This is a genomic window from Streptomyces sp. NPDC047853 (genome assembly GCF_043204535.1).
GTDB lineage: Bacteria > Actinomycetota > Actinomycetes > Streptomycetales > Streptomycetaceae > Streptomyces.
Map to the genome: position 1 here is coordinate 265,466 of NZ_JBIDCI010000004.1, position 22,127 is coordinate 287,592.

Genomic DNA, 22,127 nt, shown 5'->3' on the forward strand with positions numbered 1-22,127 from the left:
ATGCGCATCCTCGTTGTGGGCTTCACCGGCTATCTGGGCGCCCACGTCGCCGAGCGGCTCCGTGCCCGGCCGGGCACGCGGGTCCTCGGCGGCGGCCGCTCGCCCGCCGCCGACGTGCCGGTCGACCTCGCGGTCGACCGCGTCGACCGGCTCGCCGAGGCCCTGGCGTCGGCGGCTCCCGACGCCGTGGTCAACTGCGCGGGCGCCACCGGCGGTGACCCGGTGGCGCTCGCCGAGCTCAACGCCCGCGGCCCCGCCGTCCTGTGCGCGGCGCTGCGGTTGGCCCGCCCCACCGCCCGCCTGGTCCACCTCGGTTCGGCCGCCGAGTACGGGCCGGGCACGATGGACGTCAGGGTGCCGGAGTCGGCGGCGACCCGCCCGCTGTCCGCCTACGGCGCGACCAAACTGGCCGGCACCGTCACGGTCGCCACCTCGGACCTGGACGCGGTGGTCCTGCGGGTCGGCAACCCGGTGGGGCCCGGCGCCTCGCCGTCCGGACTGCCCGGCCGGGTCGCCGGGCTGCTGCGCGCGGCGGGCGCGGACCCGGACGCGGTGCTCCGGCTCGGCGACCTGTCGGCGTACCGGGACTTCGTGGACGTACGCGATGTCGCGCGGGCCGTCGAACGCGCCGTCCTCGCGGCCGGCCCGCTGCCGCGCGTGCTCAACATCGGCGGTGGTGACGCCGCGCCGGTGCGCCGACTGGTGCGGACGCTCGCGGACACCGCCGGCTTCCGCGGCCGGATCGAGGAGGACGCCACCGGTTCGGCGCGTTCGGGCGAGGTCTCCTGGCAGTGCTCCGACATCGCCGCGGCCCGGGCCGCCCTGGACTGGCGGCCGTCGTACTCGCTCGACGAGTCACTGGCCGCGCTCTGGTCGGCGGACGACCGTCCGCGGGCCCTCACCGCGAAAGGCGACGGACCCTCGTGAGCCTGCTGATCCCGCTCTACGTCCACCCGGCCGAGGACCCGGGAGCCTGGCACCGGCTCATCACCGCGGCCGACCGCACGTACGGCGTCGTCATCAACCCCGGGAACGGTCCGGGCGGTGCTCCCGACCCCGCCTTCGTCGCGGCGGCCGGCGCGCTGCGGGCGGCGGGCGCCCGCCTGCTCGGCTACGTCGACACGGACTACGGCACGCGTCCGCCGGCCGAGGTCGCCGAGGACGCCACGCTCCACCGGGAGTGGTACGGGACCGACGGGTGCTTCCTGGACCGGGTGAGTTCGGCGGCCGACGCGCTGCCCGCCTACCGGGCCCTGGTACGGGGGCTGCGCCGGCGGGGGTCACGGTCCGTCGTCCTGAATCCGGGGGTCCACCCGGCGCCGGGATACGCCCGGCTCGCCGACCTCGTCGTCACCTTCGAGGGGTCCTGGTCCACCTACGTGTCCGCGTTCAGCCGGCCGGACTGGACGCTGCGGCTCCCGCCGGAACGGTTCTGCCACCTGGTGTACGGGGTGCCCGAGGCGCTCGCCCCGCTCGCCGTGCGGACCGCCCACGAGCGCGGCGCCGCCGTCTCCGGCCCCGTGACGGGCGAACCGCCCAACCCGTGGGCCCGGCTGACGCCCCTGCTGACCGGGGCGCAGCGGTGAGGCGTTGGGCACGGGTGTGCGCCGCGCTGCTGGTCGCCTTGTCCGTCTCGGTGGCGGCGGGGTGCTCCGGCGCGGACCGCGAGCCCGCACCGCACCCGTCCGCCGACGCGAGGTGGCGGCCCGGGCCCGGACTGGCCTGGCAGTGGCAGCTCGACGGCAGGGTCGACCCGTCGGCCGACGTGCCCGTCTACGACATCGACGCGTTCGAGAACGGCACGGCGGACGTGGCCCGGCTGCACCGCGCCGGCCGCAAGGTGATCTGCTACGTCAACGTCGGCGCCTGGGAGGACTACCGGCCCGACGCGGGCGCCTTTCCCCGCGCGGTGCTGGGCGGACCCAACGGCTGGCACGGGGAGCGCTGGCTGGACATCCGCGAGATCTCCGTACTGCGCCCCCTCATGGAACGGCGCTTCGACATGTGCCGGGACAAGGGCTTCGACGCGGTGGAGCCCGACCTGGTGGAGGGTTACGGCAACGAGACCGGCTTCCCGCTCACCGCGCGGGACCAGCTCGCCTACAACCGCATGATCGCCGCCATCGCCCATGAACGGGGCCTGGCGGTGGGCCTCAAGAACGACCTGGCGCAGATCCCGCAGCTGGTGGACGACTTCGACTTCGCCGTCAACGAGCAGTGCGCCGAGTACGGCGAGTGCGCGCGGCTCACGCCGTTCGTCGAGGCCGGCAAGGCCGTCTTCCACGTGGAGTACAGCGAGCCGACCCGTGCGTTCTGCCCCGAGTCGCGCCGGCTGGGCCTGTCCTCGATGCGCAAACGGCCGGAGCTGGGGGTCTGGCGCGATCCGTGCTGAGCACGGCATACGGCAGGATGGGGACATGAGCGTAGTCAAGATCAACGTACTGACCGTCCCGGCCGAGCAGCGGGAGACGCTGGAGAAGCGCTTCGCCTCGCGGGCGCACGCCGTGGAGAGCTCCGACGGGTTCGAGTGGTTCGAGCTGCTGCGGCCGGTGGAGGGCACCGACGACTACCTCGTCTACACGCGGTGGCGTGACGAGGAGTCGTTCCAGGCCTGGATGGAGGGGCCCATGAAGGCGGCGCACCAGGGTGGCGGCGCGGAGGGCGGCGAGCGTCCGAAGCCCGCGGCGAGCGGGTCCACGGTGTGGTCCTTCGAGGTGGTGCAGCAGGCGGCCCCCAAGGAGGCGTGAGGTCGCGGAGGCGGCCGCGGTCCGGTGGTCCGGGCCGCGGCCGCCGCCGTGCTCAGCCGAGCTGCACGAGCAGGTCGCCGCCCTCGACCTGCTGGATGCGGTTGATGGCGAGCCTGGTCACCGTGCCGGACTTCTGGGCGGTGATCGTGGCCTCCATCTTCATCGCCTCGATGGTGGCGACGGTGGCGCCGGCCTCCACTTCGTCGCCCTCGGCCACGGCGAGGGTCACCACGCCCGCGAAGGGCGCCGCGACATGGCCGGGGTCCGAGCGGTCGGCCTTCTCGGTGACCGGGACGTCGGAGGCCGCCGAGCGGTCCCGGACCTGGATCGGCCGGAGCTGGCCGTTGAGCGAGGACATCACGGTGCGCATGCCGCGCTCGTCGGCGTCGCCGACCGCCTGGAGCTCGATGAGCAGGCGGACGCCGGGGTCGAGGTCGACCGTGTACTCCTTGCCGGGGCGCAGCCCGTAGAAGAAGTCCTTGCTGTCCAGGACGCTGGTGTCGCCGAAGGTGCCGCGGTGGGACGCGAACTCGCGGGCCGGTCCGGGGAACAGCAGCCGGTTGAGGGTGGCGCGGCGCTCCTTGGCGAGTCCGGTGCGGTCGTCGGCGGTCAGCTCCGGCAGGGGCTTGGCGTCGGCGCGGCCGCGCAGGGCCTTGGTGCGGAACGGTTCGGGCCAGCCGCCGGGCGGGGTGCCGAGCTCGCCGCGGAGGAAGCCGATGACGGAGTCGGGGATGTCGAACCGGTCCGGGTCGGCCTCGAAGTCCGCCGGGGAGACTCCGGCGCCCACCAGGTGGAGGGCGAGGTCGCCGACCACCTTCGAGGAGGGGGTGACCTTCACCAGGCGGCCCAGCATCCGGTCGGCGGCGGCGTACATCGCCTCGATGTCCTCGAAGCGGTCGCCGAGGCCGAGGGCGATGGCCTGGGTGCGCAGGTTGGAGAGCTGGCCGCCGGGGATCTCGTGGTGGTAGACGCGGCCGGTCGGTGAGGCGAGGCCCGCCTCGAAGGGGGCGTAGACCTTGCGGACGCTCTCCCAGTACGGCTCCAGGTCGCCGACGGCCTGGAGGTCGAGGCCGGTGGGGCGCTCGGTGTGGTCGGTGGCGGCGACGATCGCCGAGAGGGAGGGCTGCGAGGTGGTGCCCGCCATGGACGCCACCGCCCCGTCGACGGCGTCCGCGCCGGCCTGGATCGCGGCGAGGTAGGTGGCGAGCTGACCGCCGGTGGTGTCGTGGGTGTGCAGGTGCACGGGGAGGTCGAACTCCCGGCGCAGCGCGGACACCAGCGTCGCCGCGGCCGGTGCCCGCAGCAGGCCGGCCATGTCCTTGACGGCCAGGACGTGGGCGCCGGCGGCGACGATCTTCTCGGCGAGCCGGAGGTAGTAGTCGAGCGTGTACAGCCGCTCGGACGGGTCGGACAGGTCGGCGGTGTAGCACAGGGCCACCTCGGCGACGGAGGTGCCGGTCTGCCGTACGGCGTCGATGGCGGGGCGCATCTGCTCGACGTCGTTGAGCGCGTCGAAGATCCGGAAGATGTCGATGCCGGTGGCCGCCGCCTCCTGGACGAAGGCGTCGGTGACCTCGGTCGGGTACGGGGTGTAGCCGACGGTGTTGCGACCGCGCAGCAGCATCTGGAGGCAGATGTTGGGGACGGCTTCCCGCAGGGCGGCCAGGCGTTCCCAGGGGTCCTCGGCGAGGAAGCGCAGCGCGACGTCGTAGGTGGCGCCGCCCCAGCACTCCAGGGACAGCAGCTGGGGCAGGGTGTGGGCGACCTGCGGGGCGACGGCGAGCAGGTCCTTGGTACGGACCCGGGTGGCGAGCAGCGACTGGTGGGCGTCGCGGAACGTGGTGTCGGTGACGCCGATGGTGGGCGACTGGCGCAGCCGGCGGGCGAAGCCCTCGGGTCCCAGTTCGGCCAGGAGTTGCCGGGAACCCGCCGGGGGCTCGCCCGCGGGCAGGGGCGGCAGCTTGGTCAGCGGGTCGGCCAGTTCGGGGCGCTCGCCGTGCGGCTTGTTGACGGTGACGTCGGCGAGGTAGGTCAGCAGTTTCGTGCCGCGGTCGGCGGAGTGCCGGGCGGTCAGCAGGTGCGGGCGCTGCTCGATGAACGACGTGGTGACCCGGCCGGCCTGGAAGTCCGGGTCGTCCAGCACCGCCTGGAGGAAGGGGATGTTGGTGGCGACGCCGCGGATGCGGAACTCGGCCACCGCCCGCCGGGCGCGGTTGACGGCGGTGGTGAAGTCACGTCCGCGGCAGGAGAGTTTGACCAGCATCGAGTCGAAGTGGGCGCTGATCTCCGTACCGGCGTGGGTGGTGCCGCCGTCCAGGCGGATACCGGAGCCGCCGGGTGAGCGGTAGGCGCTGATCTGTCCGGTGTCGGGGCGGAAGCCGTTGGCCGGGTCCTCGGTGGTGATGCGGCACTGGAGGGCCGCGCCGCGCAGGGTGATGTTCTCCTGGGCGAGGCCGAGGTCGGCCAGCGTCTCGCCGGCGGCGATGCGCAGCTGGGACTGGACGAGGTCGACGTCGGTCACCTCCTCGGTGACCGTGTGCTCGACCTGGATGCGCGGGTTCATCTCGATGAAGACGTGGTTGCCCTCGCGGTCGACGAGGAACTCCACGGTGCCGGCGTTGCGGTAGCCGATCTGCCGGGCGAAGTTCACGGCGTCGGCGCAGATGCGCTCGCGCAGCCGCGGGTCGAGGTTCGGGGCGGGCGCCAGCTCGATGACCTTCTGGTGGCGGCGCTGCACCGAGCAGTCGCGCTCGAAGAGGTGGATGACGTTCCCCTCGCCGTCGGCGAGGATCTGCACCTCGATGTGGCGGGGTTCCACGACGGCCTTCTCCAGGAAGACCGTGGAGTCGCCGAAGGCGGAGGCCGCCTCCCGGGACGCCGCCTCGATGGCCTCCCGCAGCTGGGCGGGTTCCTCGACGCGGCGCATGCCGCGGCCGCCGCCGCCCGCGACCGCCTTGACGAACACGGGGAAACCGACGTCCTCGGCCGCGCGGACCAGTTCGTCCACGTCGGTGGAGGGCGCGGAGGAGCCGAGCACCGGGACCCCCGCCTCGCGGGCGGCGGCCACGGCGCGGGCCTTGTTGCCGGTCAGTTCGAGGATCTGGGCGCTCGGTCCGACGAAGGTGATGCCGGCCTCTTCGCAGGCGCGGGCCAGCTCGGGGTTCTCGGACAGGAAGCCGTAGCCCGGGTAGACGGCGTCCGCTCCGGCCCGCCGGGCCGCCCGCACGATCTCCTCCACGGAGAGGTACGCACGTACCGGGTGCCCCGGCTCACCGATCTCGTAGGCCTCGTCGGCCTTGAGCCGGTGCAGCGAGTTGCGGTCCTCGTGCGGGAAGACGGCGACGGTGCGCGCGCCGAGCTCGTAACCCGCGCGGAACGCACGGATCGCGATCTCACCGCGGTTGGCTACCAGCACCTTGCGGAACATTGTTGATCCCTTCAGCCTGCCGGGTGACGAGACCATGGTGTCGGCGCCACCCCCGGTACGCCATGTGAGCCGGGCCACTCATGGCTCGGCCGGAGGCGGTCCGTCGCGCGTGGGGGCGGGGGTCAGACGTCGGAGTCGATGCCGGTGACCACCGACGGGCCGAGGGGCGCGCTGTTCACGTCCAGGCCGACCGCGCGCAGGGCGGCGTCCGCGACCTCGTGGGCCCGGCCCTCCGCCTGGGCGGTGGTGTCCGCCTCGACGGTGAGGCGGATGGTGAAGGTGCCGTCGTCGTTGAGCGAGAGGGCGTCCAGGTCCTCCTCGTCCCCCAGGTGGGTGCCGTGCGGGTCGTCCGGGCGCAGCGCCCGGGCCAGCTCGTCCTTGGTGCCGTCCTGGACCGTGCCGGTGAACGTCCCGGGTACCGAGATGACGTACGTCGTCATGGCTGTCCTCCTTCGGATGCCCTCCGCCTACCCCGATCCGGCCGTGGGACCCAGGCCGTGCGGGCGGGGGCGGCGGTCGCGCGGCTCGTCGGGCCGGTGTCCCGCGCGGCGCACCCGGCGGTGGCGGGCGGGAAGACCCTGCCTCCGCGGGTGCGCCGACGGTGCACCGGCGGCCGGCCGGGTGCACGCCGACAGGCTGTCCCGCGGCACGGCCCGGTAAGCGGCCCGCGGGGGTGGCTGCGGAGCGTCCGAGGCGTCCGAGGGGCGCCCCGCGGGCTCCCGCACCTCTCTTCGCGCTGAAGCGCCCCAACCCGGCTCCGGGCAGGGGGCGGCGGCCCGTGACGGGCGGAGACCGGCCGGTTCGTCGCCGTCGTGCTTCCTTGCTTCCTCAGCGGACTTTGGCGGCTCTTTTAAGGCTTTCTGAAGATGACCTTCGGACGGCCCTTTCCGGCCCGGCCGCGTCCTAGGCTCTCGACCACCCCCCACAGTCCCGGTGGGCGCGATCGCGTCCACCGGGTACGGGGTCCGATCAGCCGACAGACAAGCCGAGGTGTCCTCAGACATGGGTTCCCGCCGAGCCGCCCGTCCGTCCCGCTCCCACGCCCGGCCCCGCGGCGGGCTCAGGACCCGCGGTACTGCGCTGGCGCTCGGCGCCGTCACGTTGACGGCGGGCGTCGGGATCACCCTGGCCGTCGCCGGGGGTGAGGACGAGCGGGCCGCGGACCGGGTCGCCACGAGCGCGGCCGGTGAGGCCTCGCGCGCCGGGGAAGCGGCGGGCGGCGCGGCTCCGCTCGCCTCCACGTCCGCCCGCCCGAGTGCCACGGCGAGCGGCTCACCGAGCGCGAGCGCCGGTGCGAAGGACGCGGAGAAGAAGAAGGACGGGCGCGGGCCGAAGAGGACGACGAGCCCCTCCTCCGCCCGGTCGGCGACGACGGCCGCGCCCAAGGCTCCCGCGCGGACGACGGCGAAGAGCGGCGGCGACCGGTCGTCGGGCGGTGGCGGTGACACCGGGTCGGGCAGTACCGGCACGGGCTCGGGATCCGGTGCGGGTTCCGGCGGGTCCGGCGGCCCCGAGGCGCAGGTGCTCGCTCTCGTGAACGAGGAGCGGGCCGCGGCGGGCTGCTCGCCGGTCACCGCGAACGACCGGCTGACCCGGGCCGCCGACGACTACAGCGACGTCATGGCGAGCAGCGGCGTGATGTCGCACACCGGCCCCGACGGCTCCACGATGACGAGCCGTGTCGAGGCCGCCGGTTACCAGTGGTCCACGCTCGGCGAGAACATAGCCAGGGGGCAGGCGGACGCCGCCTCGGTGATGGAGTCCTGGATGAACAGCTCCGGTCACCGCGCGAACATACTGAACTGCTCCTTCAAGGAACTGGGCGTCGGCGTGCACTTCGGCGACGGCGGCCCCTGGTGGACCCAGAACTTCGGCACCGGCCGCTGACGCCTCCGTCACCGTCCGCCGTTCGTCCCCGCGAGTCCGAACGACACCCGCACCCGCGCGCCTCCCAACGGCGCGCGGGTGATCGTCAGCTCGCCGTCCGCCGTACCCGCCGCCCGGGCCACGATGTCCAGGCCGAGGCCGGTGGAGCCCCCGACGCTCACGCCCCGGGTCAGCGCCGCCTCGGGGTCGGCCACGCCCGGGCCGGCGTCGTCGACCGTGAGGACGACGTGCCGCTCCGCCCGCTCCACGCGGACGGCGAAGGCGGTGCCCTGCGGGGTGTGCCGGAACACGTTGCCGATCAGGGCGTCGACGACGGCCGCCAGGTCGTCCTCGGGGAAGGCCACGGGTGCCGGGCGCGGGGTGAGGGAACGCTCGTAGGGCCGGCCCTGCTGGGTGGCGAGGACGGACCAGAACTCGAGCCGCATGGCGACCACCTCGGCGACGTCGCACGGTTTCGCCGTGGCCGTCCCCGCTCCGCCGAGCTGGGCGGCGGCCAGGGGCGTACGCGCCGCGGCGATGATCGAGTCGAGTTCGCTCTCCAGTTGCCCGGCCGCTTCCGTCACCCGTCGGGCGCTCGGGGTGGCGCCCATCCGGTCGGCCTCCAGGTAGAGGGCGGTCAGCGGGGTGCGCAGCCGGTGGGAGAGGTCGGCGACCAGCTCGCGTTCCACGGCGAGGAGGTCGACGACCCGGTCGGCCATGGTGTTGAACGCGACGCCGGCCTCCTGGAGCTCGGGCGGGCCGTCCGGTTCGACCCGTACGTCGAGGTCGCCGGAGCCGAGGGCCAGCGAGGCGCGCTTGAGACCGCGGGAGGAGCGGACGACGCGGGCGCCGAGCCGGTCGGCGACCAGCACCGAGCCACCGACCAGGCCGAGCGCGAGCAGCGCCATCACGCCCCAGGACGCGGCCACGCCCCGGGTGAGGTCGGCGGCGGGCACGTAGGCCTCGACGACCGCGACCCGGTCGCCGCGCAGGACGACGGGCTGGAGATAGACCCAGCCGTCCGCGGTGTCGACGGCGAGCGTCTCGCGCCCGCGCACGGCCCGGTCGAGCGCGTCCTTCGGCGCGTGCGGGTCCCCTACGAAGCTGCCGTCGGGCAGCCGCACCACGAGCTGGTCGGACGAGCCCAGCTCGGCGACGGCCTGGTGCACGTCGGCGCGCCGGGTGGTGAGGGCGAGCACCGGGGAGAGGGCCGAGGCGCGCTGCTCGGCGGCGGTGGTGACCCGGTCGCGGGCCTGTTCGCGGACGAGGAGGGCGAGCGGGATGAGGAACGACAGGGCGACCATCGAGGTGACGGCCAGGGCGATCCCGGCGAGGGCACGTCTCATGGCGAGCTGACCAGCTTGATCCCGATGCCGCGCACGGTGTGGAGATAGCGGGGCTTGCGCGCCTTCTCCCCCAGTTTGCGGCGGAGTGCGGAGAGGTGGACGTCCACCGTCTGGTCCTCCAGGTAGGGCTGCTGCCAGACCTCGGTGAGGATGCGCTGCCGGGAGATGACCTGGTCGGCGTTGGCGGCCAGGTAGGCGAGCAGGTCGAACTCGCGGCGGGTGAGGGCCAGCTCCCGGCCGGCGAGGTGCGCGGTGCGGGCGGTGGGGTCGACGCGCAGGTCGGCGACCTGGAGGACGGACCGCCGCGCCGCCCGCACGTCGGCGGGCTCGGACCGGCGCAGGACGGCGGCGAGACGGGCCGCGAGCTGCCCGCCGGAGAACGGCTTGACCAGGTAGTCGTCGGCCCCCGCGTTGAGCAGCCGGATGATCTCCGTCTCGTCGTCGCGGGCGGTGGCCACCAGCACCGGGACGCGGGAGATGCCGCGGATCATCCGCAGTACGTCCAGCCCGTCGAGGTCGGGCAGCCCCAGGTCGAGCACCACGATGTCCGGGGGGCTCTGCGTGATGTCGCGCAACGCCTCGAAACCCTGGTGAGCGGTCTTCACCGCGTAGCCGTGCCCGGTCAGGACCTCGATCAGCGCGGCCCGGATCACAGGGTCGTCCTCGACGACAAGTACGGAGGCCATGGGCAGGCACGTTAGCCGGTCCGTCACTATGGTGTCGTGTCCCGCCTCCTGCGCTACCTGATCATCTGGCTGTCGTGCACGGCCGCCAGTGTCACGGCTGTCATCATCACGATCCACTTCGTGGTGGGCTCGACCCGGCCGACGGCACCGGTCGCGCAGTCGGCGCCGCAGGAGCTGGCGGCCCCGTCGACGCCCCCGCGGCCCTCTCCGTCCCGGACCGCGAAGCCCTCGCCGAGCCCGTCGGCGACCAGCCGCGAGCCCAGCCCCACGCCGACCCGCACCCGTGCGAAGCCGGCCGATCCGGTTCCGACACCGACGCCCCCCGCCCGCACCACGCCCTCGCGGGCTCCGGCGGGCGGGGGTGACCTCGGCTGCGAGGACGGCGGGGCCGGCGTCTACACCGTGCCGTCGGAGGGCGGCAAGGTGACCGTGCGGTTCGGCGGCGCCGGGGTGTGCCTGATCTCCGCCGTGCCGAACCAGGGCTTCACGGTGGGCACGCGTCAGAGCGATCCACGGACCCTGACGGTGACGTTCTCGGGGGACCGCCACCGGTCGGAGATCACGGCGACGACGCAGCCGCGGAGCCAGGCCAGTGTCCGCGAGGTGTCGTTCTAGGGCCCGTCCGTCGGGGACCGGTGCCGGCCGGCGAGGGCACCCGCGGTGCCGCCGCCGGCCGGCGGGACGCTCCGCCTACGTCCTCGCGCAGGCGGACCCGTTCACGTGGAACGCGGTCGGGGCGGTGTTGGCGGCGCCCTTCGCGCCGGTGAACCCGAGGGTCACCGCGGAGCCGGCCGGGACGGTGGCGGTGTAGGAGGCCGGGGTGACGCTCACGGCGCCCCCGTTCTGGGCCGGGGTCCCTCCCCACATGTTCGTGATCCTCTGCCCGTCGGCGAACGCGAAGGTCAGCGTCCACGGGCCGATGGGCGCGGTGCCCGTGTTGCGGAGGACGATCTCCCCCTGGAACCCGCCGGGCCATTCGCCCACGACGCGGTAGCCCACCGAGCACGTGGCGCCGGGGGTGCCGCCCGCGTCGGTGGTGACGTCCACGGTGGCGGAGCGGGCCGAGCGGTTGCCGGCCGCGTCACGGGCGTAGACGGCGAAGGTGTAGGCGGTGTTGGCGGTGAGGCCCGTCACGGTGGCGGTGGTGCTGGTGGAGGCGGCGGCCGGGGTCTCGCCGCCGGCGCCGAGGCGGACCACGTCGTAGCCGGTGACGCCCACGTCGTCGGTGGCCGCGCTCCAGCCGAGGGTGACGGAGGTGGCGGTGACGGCGGTGGCGACCGGGGTACCGGGGGCCGTCGGGGCCCGGGTGTCACCGGGGCCGCCGCCACCGAAGACCGTCGCCTCCTTCGAGGTCCGGGCGATACCGTTCACGCCGTTGAAGATGCGCTCGCCCCAGGAGCTGAGCCGGCTGGGGTCGAAGTCGATCACGAGGTCGAGGATCGGGTCGGTGTTGCCGCTCCACGACCAGGCCAGGTAGCCGAGGTCGAGCTGCTCGGCGGTGGCCATCATGGTGTCCTCGTCGGGGTCCCCCCACTGGTCGGCGGGACCGCCGAACTCCCCGATGAGGATGGGCAGTCCGGCGTCCACGAAGGAGTTCAGGTAGCTGGTGATCTCCTGCGCGGTGTCGTAGACGCTGTACATGTGGATGGAGAAGATCAGGTTGCCGGTGGGGTCGGCGTCGTAGACGGCCTGGGCGTCGGCCTTCATCACGCCCTGCCAGTCCTGGCCCCAGTTGGGGGCGTCCACCATGATCGTGTGCTGGAAGCCGGCCGCGCGGAGCTTCTCGACCGCGGCGACGGTCGGCGCGGTCCAGCCGGCCGGGTCGGTGTTGCCCCAGGGCTCGTTGCCGATGTTGACGATGACGTAGTCCTCCTCACCGGCGAGGACGTCCTTGAGGCCGATCCAGTAGTCGGCGGCGTGGTCGAGCGTGCCGGCCGCGGCGTCCTCCCCGTAGCCCGTGGTGTCGTGCACCTCCAGCACGCAGATCAGGCGGTTGGCCTTGCAGTCCGCGACGACGGCGGCGACGTCGGCCGGGCTGTTCTCGGACCAGCGGTGGCCGTCGGAGAGGACGACCCGGACGCTGTTGGCGCCCTTCGCCTTGATGTCGGCGAGCGACTGCGTCTCACCCGGGTACCAGGTGTGCGCGTGGTTGACCCCGCGCATGACGAAGTCGTTGCCGTTGCCTTCGAGCAGCCTGCCGTCGCTGATGTGCAGGCCGACGGCCTCGGCGGCAGGCGTCCGGGCCAGGGCGACGGACGGGCAGAGGACGCCGACGACGACCAGCCCGATCAGGGTGGCCAGACCGGTCAGGAGACGGGCGAAGGCGCTCTTGCTTCTCGGTAGAGGGCGTGGTGCCGGTAAGGGGCGTTGTGCGGTGCGCACGGCGACTCCAGGGGGCGAGTAAGTGCGGACACGGGGGACACGCAGCTGTGGGAGCGCTCCCATAGAACTCAGGCGTCACGTACACGTCAAGACCTCGGGCGGAAAACGCTTGCCGGCCGCCCGTTTCCGGGCGGCCGGCAGCCGACTCACGTGACCGCACCCGTCAGGGCAGGGTCCACTTCTGGTTGGGTCCGGTGTGGCAGGACCACAGGTGTACGGGCGTGCCGTCGTTCCAGGTGCCGCCCGACGCGTCCAGGCACTTGCCCGACTGCGGGTTGCGCACGGTGCCGTCCGACTGCGCCGCCCACTTCTGGGCGCCCGAACCGTTGCAGGTCCACAGCTGGATCCGGGTGCCGTCCGCGCTGCCGCCGCCCGAGACGTCCAGGCACTTGCCCAGCGCCTTCAGTGTCCCGTCAGTGGCGACCGTCCAGCTCTGCGCCGCGCTCCCGTTGCACGTCCACACCTGCACCTTCGTACCGTCGGCGGTACCGGAGTTGTCCACGTCCAGGCACTTGCCGTTCACGCCCGTGACCCGACCGGTACGGGGCCCGGGCGACGTGCCGGACTGCTTGACGCGGACGTTGCGGAAGGCCACGTCGTCACCGTCTCCGTGGTTCTGGAGTCCGATGTGCCCCTGGGCCAGGCTCCGCGCCGGGTCGGTGTTGGTGAAGTCGTTGATCTTCGACCCGTTGAGGAAGATCTCCAGCCGTTCCCCGGTGACGCGCAGTTCGTAGGTGTTCCACTCCCCCGGCGGGTTCAGCGCGGCGTCCCGTGCGGGGAGGTCCGCCGACTTGAAGCCGTAGACGGCGCCCGTGGTGCGGTCGGCGGCGTCCGTGGCGTCGATCTGGATCTCGTAGCCGTTGTTCACCGCCGACCAGGGGTCGTTGGAGGCGGGGAAGCCCAGGAAGACACCGGAGTTGTCGTCGCCGGACGCCTTCCAGTCCAGCTTGAGGGAGTAGTCACCGGTGAGCTCCCGGGCGGAGTGCCAGAGCAGGCCCAGGCCCCCGTGGGAGGTGAGGGTGCCGTCGGCGAGAGTGAACCCGCCGGGGCCCGCCTGCTGCCAGCCGGTGGTGCCGGAGCCGTCGAAGAGCGACGTGTAGCCGCTCTCCGGGCGGCAGTCGGCGTTCGTCATCCCCGCCGCCCAGCGGACGCCGCCGAGCAGGTGCCGGCGGAAGGCGGGGTCGGTGTAGGACTCGTCGGTGTGGCCGCCGCCGGTGTAGAAGGCCCGGCCGCCACGGTAGTCCTTGCACCAGGCGATCGGGTGGTCGCCGTTCATGTTCCCGCCCGCGTAGCTCGACTCGTCGAGCGAGGCCAGCACATGGGCGGTGGTGCGGGGGTTGGTGCGGTAGTTGTACCACTCGTCGGTCCGCTGCCAGGTGCCGCCCAGGTGCGCGGTGGCGTCGTGGGCCCGGTCCTCCACCTCGACGGTCGCCGACTGGATGGCCGGGTGCGAGTGGAAGAGGGCGCCGGCCAGCCCCTCGTAGAAGGGCCAGTCGTACTCGGTGTCGGCGGCGGCGTGGATGCCGACGTATCCGCCGCCGCCGTTGACGTAGCTCTCGAAGGCCGTCTGCTGGGCGGCGCCCAGTACGTCGCCCGTCGTGGACAGGAAGACGACCGCCTTGTACTGGGCGAGGTTCCCGGTGGTGAAGGTGCCCGGATCCTCGGTGGCGTCCACGGTGAAGTTGTTCGCCGTGCCGAGGGCCCGCAGTGCCGTGATGCCGTCGTCGATCGAGGAGTGGCGGAAGCCCGCCGTCCGGGAGAACACGAGGATCTTGTACGCCGGGTCGGCCGCGGCCCGGGCCGCGGTGTCCGGGGCCGCCTGTGCGGCGGTGGTGCGGGCGGTGTCACCGGCGGCGACGCCGGGAAGGGCGGTGGCCTGGGGGGCCATGCAGAGCAGTGTTCCGGCGAACAGGCCCAGGGCTGCTTTCAGTGTGTTGCGCATGATGGTCGCCTCCTCTCTACGGCAGGGTCCACTTCTGGTTCGCTCCGGTGTGGCAGCTCCACAGGTGCACGGGCGTCCCGTCGTTCCAGGTGCCGCCCGACGCGTCCAGGCACTTGCCCGACTGCGGGTTGCGCACCGTGCCGTCCGACTGCGCCGCCCACTGCTGCGCACCCGAGCCGTTGCACGTCCACAGCTGCACCTTCGTGCCGTCCGCCGTGCCGCCGCCGGACACGTCCAGGCACTTGCCCAGCGCCTTCAGCGCGCCGTCACCGGCGACCGTCCAGCTCTGCGCCGTACTCCCGTTGCACGTCCACACCTGCACCTTCGTCCCGTCCGCCGTGCCCGCGTTGTCCACGTCCAGGCACTTGCCGTTCACCCCCGTCACCGCACCCGTGCGGGTGCCTGCGCCGGAGGTGGAGAAGGAGAACTCGTCCACGTCGAACAGCGAGCCGCTGCCGCCCTTGAAGACCAGGTGGAGGGTGGTGGACCCGGTGGGCTGGTTGCTCAGTGCCGCGGTCACGTCCTGGAACGTCTCCCAGCCGCCGGTGACCGGCACCGTCGCCGTGCCCAGCAGCGTGCCGGTCGGGGAGCCCGCGCGCACCTCGATGGTGCCGCCTGAGCCCGCGGAGGAGACCCGGGCGGTGAAGGCGGTGGTGTTGCCGAGGGCGTAGGGCTGGAAGGAGATCCAGTCACCGTTCTCGATGTGACCGACGGTCCTGCCCCCGTGCGCCGGAGTGTGGGTGACGACCTGGACGCCCGAGGAGTTCCCGTAGTGCTCGGCCTGCCGGTGGCTGGGCTGGGTGATGTGCTGGTCGTGGGTGGTGAGGGCGGGCTGTCCGTTCGCGCCCTGGTCGGTGTACTCGGCGTCGATGACGCCGAAGATGTTGGCGTTGGGGTCGTGTTCACCGTCCGCGAGGGTCCGCAGCGTGCCGGTGCAGCCGGTGGCCGAGGTCTGCGGGTGTCCGTGGCTGTCGTGCCCCACGATGAAGGTCACCTTCACCTTGGCGCAGTCGATGGTGCCGTCCTCGGGGTCGGTCACCGTCACCTTGAACGGGATGGCGGCGCCGAAGTCGTAGACGCTCCCGTCGGCCGGCAGGTCGAGCCGCACCGTGGGCGCGGTGTTGCCGACCGTGATCTGCACGGAGGCCGTGGCGGACTTGCCCGTGCTGTCGGTGACCTTCAGCGTGGCCGTGTAGCGGCCGTTGGTGGTGTAGGTGTGGGACGGGTTGGCCGCGGTGGAGGTGGCGCCGTCGCCGAAGCCCCAGGCGTAGGAGAGGGCGTCGCCGTCCGCGTCGGAGCTGCCGGCGGAGGAGAAGGTCACCGCGAGGGGCGCCTTGCCGGAGGTGGTGTTCGCCTTGGTCTGGGCCACCGGGGCATGGCCTCCGGTGACGTGCTCGATGCGGTACAGGGCAGAGTTGGCGTCGCCGTTGAAGTAGCCGGTGCCGTAGTCGAGGACGTAGAGGGCGCCGTCCGGGCCGAAGGCCATGTCCATCACCTGGGTGCCGCTCCAGGGGAAGGCGTTGATGGACTGCACGGTGCCGTCGCCGCCGGCCTCGATGCGTTTGATCCAGCGCCGGCCGAACTCGCCGGCGAAGAAGTCGCCGTCGTACTCGGCGGGGAACTTGACCTCGGAGGTGGAGTTCGCGTCGTAGCGGTAGACGGGTCCGCCCATGGGCGACTCCGAGCCGCCGCCGAACTCCGGTACCGAACCGCCGTCGTAGGGGATCCAGGCGGGCTGGACGGGCGGCAGGTCGGTGAGGCCGGTGTTGCGCGGGGAGGTGTTCCTCGGGGCGGCGCAGTTGAACGCGGCACCCGACGCGCCGGAGGCGAAGTCGTGGTCGACGTAGGCGTCGTTGTCGCCGGTGCAGTAGGGCCAGCCGAAGTTGCCCGGCTTCGTGACGCGGTTGAACTCGACCTGCCCGGCCGGTCCCCGGGAGGCGTTCGCGGTGCCCGCGTCCGGGCCGTAGTCACCGACGTACACGGTCCCCGTGGCCTTGTCGACGCTCATCCGGAAGGGGTTGCGGAAGCCCATCGCGTAGATCTCGGGGCGGGTCCTGGCGGTGCCGGGGGCGAAGAGGTTTCCGGACGGGATTCCGTAGGACCCGTCGGCGTTCACCTTGATGCGCAGGATCTTGCCGCGCAGGTCGTTGGTGTTTCCGGAGGAACGCTGGGCGTCGTACGCGGGGTTGCGCGAGGCGCGCTCGTCGATGGGGGTGTAGCCGTCGGAGGCGAAGGGGTTGGTGTCGTCGCCCGTCGACAGGTAGAGGTTGCCGGCCGCGTCGAAGTCGATGTCGCCGCCGACGTGGCAGCACAGGCCGCGGGAGGCGGGCACGTCGAGGATCTTCTTCTCGCTGGCGGTGTCCAGGGTGCCGTCGGTCCGCAGGACGAACCGGGACAGCCGGTTGACCCCGTCGAAGGGGGCGAAGTCGGCCGCCGTTCCACTGGCCGGCGCGTCACCGGCGGGGGTGTTCAGCTTGGGGGCGTAGTAGAGGTAGACGAACCGGTTGGCCGAGAAGCCGGGGTCCGCGGCGACGCCCTGCAGTCCTTCCTCGTCGTGGCTGTAGACGTCCAGTTTGCCCGCCACGGCCGTGGTGCCCGCCGCGTCGGTCCGCCGGAGGGTGCCGTCGCGCGAGGTGTGCAGCACCGAGCGGTCCGGCAGGACCGCCAGGGTCATCGGTTCGCCTGTCTCGGCCACCCCCTTGGCGAGGGTGACCTGCTGGAACTCCTCGGCTGCCGCGGCCTTGGTCCCGCCCGGGTCCGCCGGGGCCGCGACGGCCGGGCTCACCGGCAGCGTCAGGCCGACGGCACACGCCAGGGCCGGCAGCAGGAAGCGGACACGTCTGTGTCCGCGCGGTCTCGTGCGCACTGAGTTCTCCCGGGGAGTGAGGGGTGGCGGCAAGCGTGCTGGGCCTGCCGTGAGGGAGTACGGGCGCGCGCCGTCGCGCCGTCGAGCGCCGGTCGGGGACAGCTATGACCGGTTCATTTCAAGGAAGTTAGCGGCCTTGGTCCGAACCTGTAACCCCCTTCTCCGCAAGATCTCTAATCTTTTTCCGCCGACGGGACAAAGTGCCTGGACGCGTCGCCGAGGAGGGTCACGGCGCGCCGTGCCGGCCTACGCGGTCCAGCACCGCCCGCATCGCGCGCTGGACGGCCTGGCGGGTCTCGTCGGTCGGGTCGACGCCTTCGAAGGCGTGGTGGCCGTGCGGCACGTCGACCACCTCCACGTCCGCTCCCGCGTCCTCGGCCGCGGCCAGGAACTCCTCGACCGTGGCGGCGATCTCGGGCGCCTCCAGTCCGACGCGGGTGAGTACGAGGGGCAGGTCGCCGGCGTTCGCCACCGCCCGCGCCGGGTGGAAGCGGGAGCCGGACAGTCCCCAGACGGGCAGGGGCGCGAGGACCGGGTAGGTGGCCGCCAGGCAGCGCAGCCACCGCGGGGGCGCGGCGAGCCAGTCGGTGGTGATCAGACCGGCCCCCGAGAAGAACCACAGCGCGACCCGGTCCGCGTCCACAGCCGGGTCGGCCCGGACCGCCTCCACCGCGGCGGCCACGTCCGCGGCGGCGCGCTCGTAGTCGGACAGGTCGTGGAGGCGGTGGTCGACGACCGCGCCCACCGCGCCGCCGGCCGCCGCGAGGCGCGCGTAGCCCGTCAGGGCCGGCCAGTCCCTCGGGGTGGGCCGGGCGTCGGCGGGTACCGGGCCGCCGTGCACGAACAGCACCGCGGGCCGCGGGCCGTCGGCGTCGGGCAGGTGGAGGTCGACGTTCCCGTGCCGTTCCCGGGGGGCTTCGGGGACGTCGAGCGGGAACGGGCGCAGATGCGCGGGCGGTACCGCCGCGTCGGCGGGGACCAGCCGGTGTCCCTCGCCGGCCGCGGCCCGCAGCAGGACGTCCGTCAGCTCGGCGGGAGCGGAGAGCATCGGCCAGTGTCCCGTGGGCAGTTCGAAGAAGGTCACCCGCGGGTCGGTGAGGGCCTGCAACGCCGGATCGCCGAAGCCCACCATCATCTGGACCGTTTCGATGCTCGCACCGTTGCGCGTGCACAGCACGCCGGTGGTGGGCACCGTGGCCACGGCGCCGGTCAGGCTCAGCGGTTGGAGCAGGGTGGCGAGCGGCTGCGGCGCGGCGAGCGCGGTGAGCCGGTCCAGGGTCGCGTCCGGGACGCCTGCCGTGCTGCCCCACAGCCGCCACTCGTCGGCCCCGGCCGGGGGCTCGAGCACGTCGCCGGTGTCCGCCCGGCCACCGGCCGCGGCCAGCCGCGCGCGCAGCGACCGGTCGGGCACGGCGGCCAGGGCGGGGACGCCGTCCTGCGGCATGCCCGAGTCCAGGTGGACGACGCGGCCGACGCGCTCCGCCCGCCGGTCGGCGGCTCCCAGCGCCGGGTGGATGCCGTAGTCGTGGCCGACCAGCACCACCTCGCGGTCCTGTGCCGTGCCGACGGAGTCGATCACCGTGAGGACGTCCGCGATGTGGGTCTCCAGGTCGATGCCGCCGGCCGGCGCGGTACGCGGACCGTCGAGCCCGGTGAGGGCCACCGGGTGCGCCTCGGCGCCCGCGGCGGTCAGCCGGGCGGTGGTCTCCCGCCACACATGAGTACCGGTGAACATGCCGGACACCAGGACGAACGCGGTCATGGTCGCTCCTTCATACCCCTGCGGGGCGGCCCGATCGCCGTCCCGCGGTCGCCGGTACGGTAGGAACTCCCCCTGAGGGAGGTTCAAGTGACCACGTCGGACGACGGTCTGTGCGGCATCGGTGAGCTCGCCGAGCAGGCGGGCGTCACCGTGAAGACGGTCCGCTTCTACTCCGACCGCGGGCTGCTGCCGGAGGCCTCCCGCAGCGCCGGCGGGCACCGGCGCTACGGCCCCGAGGCGCTCGACCGCCTGCGGCTGATCCGCTCCCTGCGCGCTCTCGACCTGTCGGTCCCGGTGGTGCGCCGGATCCTCGACGAGGAGGACGACCCGTGCGGCGCGTACGCGGAAGGCGGCGCCCTGGAGGCCGCCGTCGCCGGGCGGCTGAGCGACGTCGGTTCCGAGCTGGCGGCGCTGCGCTGGCGGGAGGCGGCGCTGCGTCTTGTGCAGGAGTGCGCGCCCGGGGAGCGACCGGACCGGCTGCGGCTGATCGGCACCGTGAGCGTTCCGCCCAGCACGGCCCCGCTGGTCCGGTTCTGGCGCGGCTGGCTGCCTCCGCGGATGCCGGCCCGGTCCACCGGCGCGTTCCTGGAGGTGGCGGTGCCACGGCCGCCCGACGATCCGGCCCCGGCCCACGTCCTCGCCTTCGCGCGGCTCAACGCCCTTGTCCTCGCCCCCTGTCCGGGTACCGCGCGGCCCCAGCCCGAGGCGCACCGGGTGGCCGGTGCCCGGGGCGCCGCCGTGCTGTACGAAGGGCTGGCGGAGGCGTACGAGCTGGCGGGCGTCCAGCTGCGCCGGGACCGGTCCCCGAGCCCCGGCGAGGCGCTGGACGGCTTCGTCGGCGCGTACACGGGCGCGTACGGCGTCCGGGACACCCCGGCCTTCCGCCGTCGGCTGACCGGGCAGCTCGCGGCCGATCCGCGGATCGACCAGTACTGGGAGCTGGTCGCCGAGGTGATCACCCCGCCGGGCCGCCGGGCCGAGCCGACGCCCGGCTCCGCGCACGACTGGCTGCTCGCGGCCCTGGTCGGGGAGACGGGGGCGGCACAGCCGGTGGTATGACGTCAGGGGACGTCGCCCCGCCAGTCGAAGCGCCGGCGGTCGTCGGTCCTCGGACCGTACGCGGAGCGTCCGCCCGGGCCGTAGCGGCCTATCTCCGTGGCCAGCACCACTCCCCTGGCCCGCTCCCGCTCCGTGAGGTCCGTGACGTCCAGGAGCAGACCGTCCAGGGGGCCGCCCACCAACTGGACGTAGCCCCGGCCGGGCCGCGGCCCGGGGCTGTCGTGGTCGGCGCCGTACACCCTGCCCCGCATGAACTCCACCTCATCCATGCGTCGCAGCCTCGCATCCGCCACTGACAACGCCTGCGGAACGGCGTCCTCACAGGAGCGGGTCGTCTGGCAGGTCGAAGACACCGGGCAGCGCGGTGGCCGGCAGGTGCGGGACCGCCGGCCGTGCGATCTCCGGTACGCGCGCGGCCGACGCGTACGGCGCGGCGGCGTACTGGCGCAGGAGTTCCTCCCACGGTCCCGGGACGGGCAGCCGTACCAGGACGGACCAGGGGCGCAGGCGCACCCGCCACTCCCCGGCCGGCCGCAGGCCCCGGGCGGCGAGCCGCCCCTCCGCCCAGCCGACGGCGGCGGCCCGCCGGTCCTCGTCCTCCGAGGAGGGTGACGGTGTCCTGGAACCGTCCCCGGTCCACCACCACCCGCGTGGTCTCGCGCATCGCCTCAGCTCAGCACCGCGTCCCGGGCGCGGCCACCGCTCTTCGACCCCGTCGGTTCGTGCCCGCGCCGGGAGTGCGGCGGACGGTGAGCGCGAGGAGGGCCGCGGCGGCGCACGCCGCGCCGAGGACGGTCCACAGCGGGTCGTAGCCGGCGAAGGCGTCACGCGCGACGCCGCCCAGGAAGGCGGTCAGCGCGGCGCCGACCTGGTGCGCGGCGTTGGCCCAGCCGAAGACGATGGCGCTGTCGTCCCCCCAGAAGGTGCGGCACAGGGCGATGACGGGGGGCACCGTGGCGAGGTCGAGGAGGCCGAAGAGGACGACGAAGGCCATCATGGGCGGCGTCACGGTCGCGCTCATGAGCGTGGGCAGCGCGACCAGCAGCAGACCGCGCGCGGTGAGGACGACGGCCAGCAACCTGCGCGGGTCGAGCCGGTCGGTGAGCCATCCGGCGACGACGGTGCCGGCGACGTTGAAGACGCCGATCAGCGCCAGCAGCGTCGAGGCCGTGGTGACCGGCATGCCGTGGTCGTGGGCGGCGGGCGCGAAGTGCGTCCACATGACGCCGTTGGTCGAGGCACCGCAGACGGCGAAGGCGGTGGCGAGCAGCCAGAAGGGGGCGGTCCGCGCGGCGTCGCGCAGGACGGTGAGGGCGCGCCGTGCCGCGCCGGGGACGGGGGGCGGCCTGGGGACGAAGGCGGGGTTGCCGTAGGGGCGGTGACCGCTGTCGGCGGGGTGGTCGGCCAGGGCGAAGCGGACCAGGACCAGGACGGCCAGGGCGGCGAGGGCCGGCGCGGCCAGCGACGCACGCCAGCCGTGGTGGTCGACGGTCCAGGACAGGGCGGGCAGGAAGACCATCTGCCCGAGCACGCCGGCCGAGGAGAGGATGCCGGTGACCAGGCCGCGGCGGGTGGTGAACCAGCGGTTGGCGACGGTGGTGGCGAGGGTCATGGACAGCGCGCCGGTGCCGAGGCCCACCAGGAGGCCCCAGAGGAGGGCGAACTGCCAGGCGGCGGTCATGACGGTGGTGAGCAGCGCTCCCGCGGCGACGACCCCGAGGGCGGTGCCGACGATCCGCCGGACGCCGAAGCGGTCCATCAGGGACGCGGCGAACGGGGCGGTGAGGCCGTACAGGACCATGTTCACCGAGGCGGCGAGACCGATGACGCCGCGGGACCAGTGGAACTCGCCGTGCAGCGGGCTCTGGAGGATGCCGGGCAGGGTGGAGAACGCACCGGCGACGACGATCGTGGCCGCGGTGACGGCCGCCGTCCACCAGGCGCGGTGTCCGGGGAGGGTGCGGGGGTGTCGGGTCGTGTGGCGCATGGGCACCACCCTTCGCCGGACGCGGAGCACACACCACTGGCCAGATGGACAGCGAGT

18 protein-coding genes are annotated in these 22,127 nt (G+C 73.6%); 7 read left to right on the top strand and 11 right to left on the bottom strand.

What is annotated here, in order from left to right; genetic code table 11:
• From ACGF5T_RS10230 to ACGF5T_RS10245, 4 genes are read left to right on the top strand one after another with little or no spacing between them, the layout of a single operon-like run.
• Nucleotides 1–927: an NAD(P)-dependent oxidoreductase gene (locus ACGF5T_RS10230; RefSeq protein ID WP_366766837.1), complete on the top strand. Its 927-nt coding sequence runs from the start codon at nucleotides 1–3 to the stop codon at nucleotides 925–927.
• On the top strand, nucleotides 924–1,586 hold the full coding sequence (locus ACGF5T_RS10235) for a spherulation-specific family 4 protein (protein ID WP_366766836.1): 663 nt from the start codon (nucleotides 924–926) through the stop codon (nucleotides 1,584–1,586). The genes ACGF5T_RS10230 and ACGF5T_RS10235 overlap by 4 nt, the downstream gene beginning before the upstream one ends.
• Entirely contained in the window at nucleotides 1,583–2,392 is an 810-nt protein-coding gene (locus tag ACGF5T_RS10240) for an endo alpha-1,4 polygalactosaminidase (RefSeq protein WP_366766835.1), read from the top strand. The genes ACGF5T_RS10235 and ACGF5T_RS10240 overlap by 4 nt, the downstream gene beginning before the upstream one ends.
• A 25-nt stretch (nucleotides 2,393–2,417) precedes the next feature.
• Nucleotides 2,418–2,747, top strand: a complete 330-nt coding sequence (locus ACGF5T_RS10245; RefSeq protein WP_063483989.1) for an antibiotic biosynthesis monooxygenase — start codon at nucleotides 2,418–2,420, stop codon at nucleotides 2,745–2,747.
• A gap of 52 nt (nucleotides 2,748–2,799) precedes the next feature.
• On the opposite strand, the gene ACGF5T_RS10250 is transcribed toward ACGF5T_RS10245, so the two are convergent.
• Both ACGF5T_RS10250 and ACGF5T_RS10255 read right to left on the bottom strand, forming a co-directional pair.
• Nucleotides 2,800–6,174 carry a pyruvate carboxylase gene (locus ACGF5T_RS10250; RefSeq protein WP_356610207.1) on the bottom strand — a complete coding sequence of 1,125 codons (3,375 nt, stop codon included), beginning with the start codon at nucleotides 6,172–6,174 and terminating at the stop codon, nucleotides 2,800–2,802.
• A gap of 122 nt (nucleotides 6,175–6,296) precedes the next feature.
• On the bottom strand, nucleotides 6,297–6,614 hold the full coding sequence (locus tag ACGF5T_RS10255) for a hypothetical protein (RefSeq protein WP_366766834.1): 318 nt from the start codon (nucleotides 6,612–6,614) through the stop codon (nucleotides 6,297–6,299).
• A gap of 562 nt (nucleotides 6,615–7,176) precedes the next feature.
• On the opposite strand from ACGF5T_RS10255, the gene ACGF5T_RS10260 reads away from it, so the two are divergent.
• Complete coding sequence (locus ACGF5T_RS10260) at nucleotides 7,177–8,061, top strand: CAP domain-containing protein (protein WP_356610205.1); 885 nt, start codon at nucleotides 7,177–7,179, stop codon at nucleotides 8,059–8,061.
• Nucleotides 8,062–8,069: 8 nt separating this feature from the next.
• On the opposite strand, the gene ACGF5T_RS10265 is transcribed toward ACGF5T_RS10260, so the two are convergent.
• Both ACGF5T_RS10265 and ACGF5T_RS10270 read right to left on the bottom strand, forming a co-directional pair.
• Nucleotides 8,070–9,386 (bottom strand): HAMP domain-containing sensor histidine kinase, encoded by a 1,317-nt coding sequence (locus ACGF5T_RS10265; protein ID WP_366766833.1) that lies wholly within the window; start codon nucleotides 9,384–9,386, stop codon nucleotides 8,070–8,072.
• Complete coding sequence (locus ACGF5T_RS10270) at nucleotides 9,383–10,072, bottom strand: response regulator transcription factor (RefSeq protein ID WP_366766832.1); 690 nt, start codon at nucleotides 10,070–10,072, stop codon at nucleotides 9,383–9,385. Before ACGF5T_RS10270 ends, ACGF5T_RS10265 begins: the two co-directional genes overlap by 4 nt.
• A gap of 36 nt (nucleotides 10,073–10,108) precedes the next feature.
• Between ACGF5T_RS10270 and ACGF5T_RS10275 the strand changes: the two genes are divergently transcribed.
• On the top strand, nucleotides 10,109–10,687 hold the full coding sequence (locus ACGF5T_RS10275; RefSeq protein ID WP_366766831.1) for a hypothetical protein: 579 nt from the start codon (nucleotides 10,109–10,111) through the stop codon (nucleotides 10,685–10,687).
• A gap of 75 nt (nucleotides 10,688–10,762) precedes the next feature.
• Here the strand turns inward: ACGF5T_RS10275 and ACGF5T_RS10280 are convergent, their stop codons facing one another.
• The 4 genes from ACGF5T_RS10280 to ACGF5T_RS10295 form a co-directional block, all read right to left on the bottom strand.
• Nucleotides 10,763–12,454: a cellulase family glycosylhydrolase gene (locus ACGF5T_RS10280; protein WP_392887465.1), complete on the bottom strand. Its 1,692-nt coding sequence runs from the start codon at nucleotides 12,452–12,454 to the stop codon at nucleotides 10,763–10,765.
• A gap of 163 nt (nucleotides 12,455–12,617) precedes the next feature.
• Nucleotides 12,618–14,396: a ThuA domain-containing protein gene (locus ACGF5T_RS10285; protein ID WP_361015468.1), complete on the bottom strand. Its 1,779-nt coding sequence runs from the start codon at nucleotides 14,394–14,396 to the stop codon at nucleotides 12,618–12,620.
• A gap of 16 nt (nucleotides 14,397–14,412) precedes the next feature.
• Nucleotides 14,413–17,262: a carbohydrate-binding protein gene (locus ACGF5T_RS10290; RefSeq protein WP_366766830.1), complete on the bottom strand. Its 2,850-nt coding sequence runs from the start codon at nucleotides 17,260–17,262 to the stop codon at nucleotides 14,413–14,415.
• A 226-nt stretch (nucleotides 17,263–17,488) separates the two neighbouring features.
• The gene (locus ACGF5T_RS10295) at nucleotides 17,489–19,024 is read right to left on the bottom strand and encodes an alpha/beta hydrolase (protein WP_366766829.1); all 1,536 of its coding nucleotides are present in this window, start codon (nucleotides 19,022–19,024) and stop codon (nucleotides 17,489–17,491) included.
• Nucleotides 19,025–19,111: 87 nt separating this feature from the next.
• On the opposite strand from ACGF5T_RS10295, the gene ACGF5T_RS10300 reads away from it, so the two are divergent.
• On the top strand, nucleotides 19,112–20,083 hold the full coding sequence (locus tag ACGF5T_RS10300) for a MerR family transcriptional regulator (RefSeq protein WP_366766828.1): 972 nt from the start codon (nucleotides 19,112–19,114) through the stop codon (nucleotides 20,081–20,083).
• A gap of 2 nt (nucleotides 20,084–20,085) precedes the next feature.
• Here the strand turns inward: ACGF5T_RS10300 and ACGF5T_RS10305 are convergent, their stop codons facing one another.
• The 3 genes from ACGF5T_RS10305 to ACGF5T_RS10315 all read right to left on the bottom strand — a co-directional run bounded on the left by ACGF5T_RS10305 (nucleotide 20,086) and on the right by ACGF5T_RS10315 (nucleotide 22,070).
• Nucleotides 20,086–20,352, bottom strand: a complete 267-nt coding sequence (locus ACGF5T_RS10305; protein ID WP_356610197.1) for a hypothetical protein — start codon at nucleotides 20,350–20,352, stop codon at nucleotides 20,086–20,088.
• A 49-nt stretch (nucleotides 20,353–20,401) separates the two neighbouring features.
• Nucleotides 20,402–20,596, bottom strand: coding sequence for a hypothetical protein (locus tag ACGF5T_RS10310; protein WP_361015473.1), 195 nt, complete (start codon nucleotides 20,594–20,596; stop codon nucleotides 20,402–20,404).
• 160 nt (nucleotides 20,597–20,756) lie between these two features.
• Complete coding sequence (locus ACGF5T_RS10315; RefSeq protein WP_356610195.1) at nucleotides 20,757–22,070, bottom strand: MFS transporter; 1,314 nt, start codon at nucleotides 22,068–22,070, stop codon at nucleotides 20,757–20,759.
• Nucleotides 22,071–22,127 lie beyond the last annotated feature (57 nt).

Coding starts and splice junctions, on each gene's coding strand:
- ACGF5T_RS10230 (WP_366766837.1), top strand. CDS start 1: ATGCGCATCCTCGTTGTGGGCTTCACCGGCTATCTGGGCGCCCACGTC.
- ACGF5T_RS10245 (WP_063483989.1), top strand. CDS start 2,418: ATGAGCGTAGTCAAGATCAACGTACTGACCGTCCCGGCCGAGCAGCGG.
- ACGF5T_RS10250 (WP_356610207.1), bottom strand. CDS start 6,174: ATGTTCCGCAAGGTGCTGGTAGCCAACCGCGGTGAGATCGCGATCCGT.
- ACGF5T_RS10255 (WP_366766834.1), bottom strand. CDS start 6,614: ATGACGACGTACGTCATCTCGGTACCCGGGACGTTCACCGGCACGGTC.
- ACGF5T_RS10260 (WP_356610205.1), top strand. CDS start 7,177: ATGGGTTCCCGCCGAGCCGCCCGTCCGTCCCGCTCCCACGCCCGGCCC.
- ACGF5T_RS10265 (WP_366766833.1), bottom strand. CDS start 9,386: ATGAGACGTGCCCTCGCCGGGATCGCCCTGGCCGTCACCTCGATGGTC.
- ACGF5T_RS10270 (WP_366766832.1), bottom strand. CDS start 10,072: ATGGCCTCCGTACTTGTCGTCGAGGACGACCCTGTGATCCGGGCCGCG.
- ACGF5T_RS10285 (WP_361015468.1), bottom strand. CDS start 14,396: ATGCGCAACACACTGAAAGCAGCCCTGGGCCTGTTCGCCGGAACACTG.
- ACGF5T_RS10295 (WP_366766829.1), bottom strand. CDS start 19,024: ATGACCGCGTTCGTCCTGGTGTCCGGCATGTTCACCGGTACTCATGTG.
- ACGF5T_RS10305 (WP_356610197.1), bottom strand. CDS start 20,352: ATGGATGAGGTGGAGTTCATGCGGGGCAGGGTGTACGGCGCCGACCAC.
- ACGF5T_RS10315 (WP_356610195.1), bottom strand. CDS start 22,070: ATGCGCCACACGACCCGACACCCCCGCACCCTCCCCGGACACCGCGCC.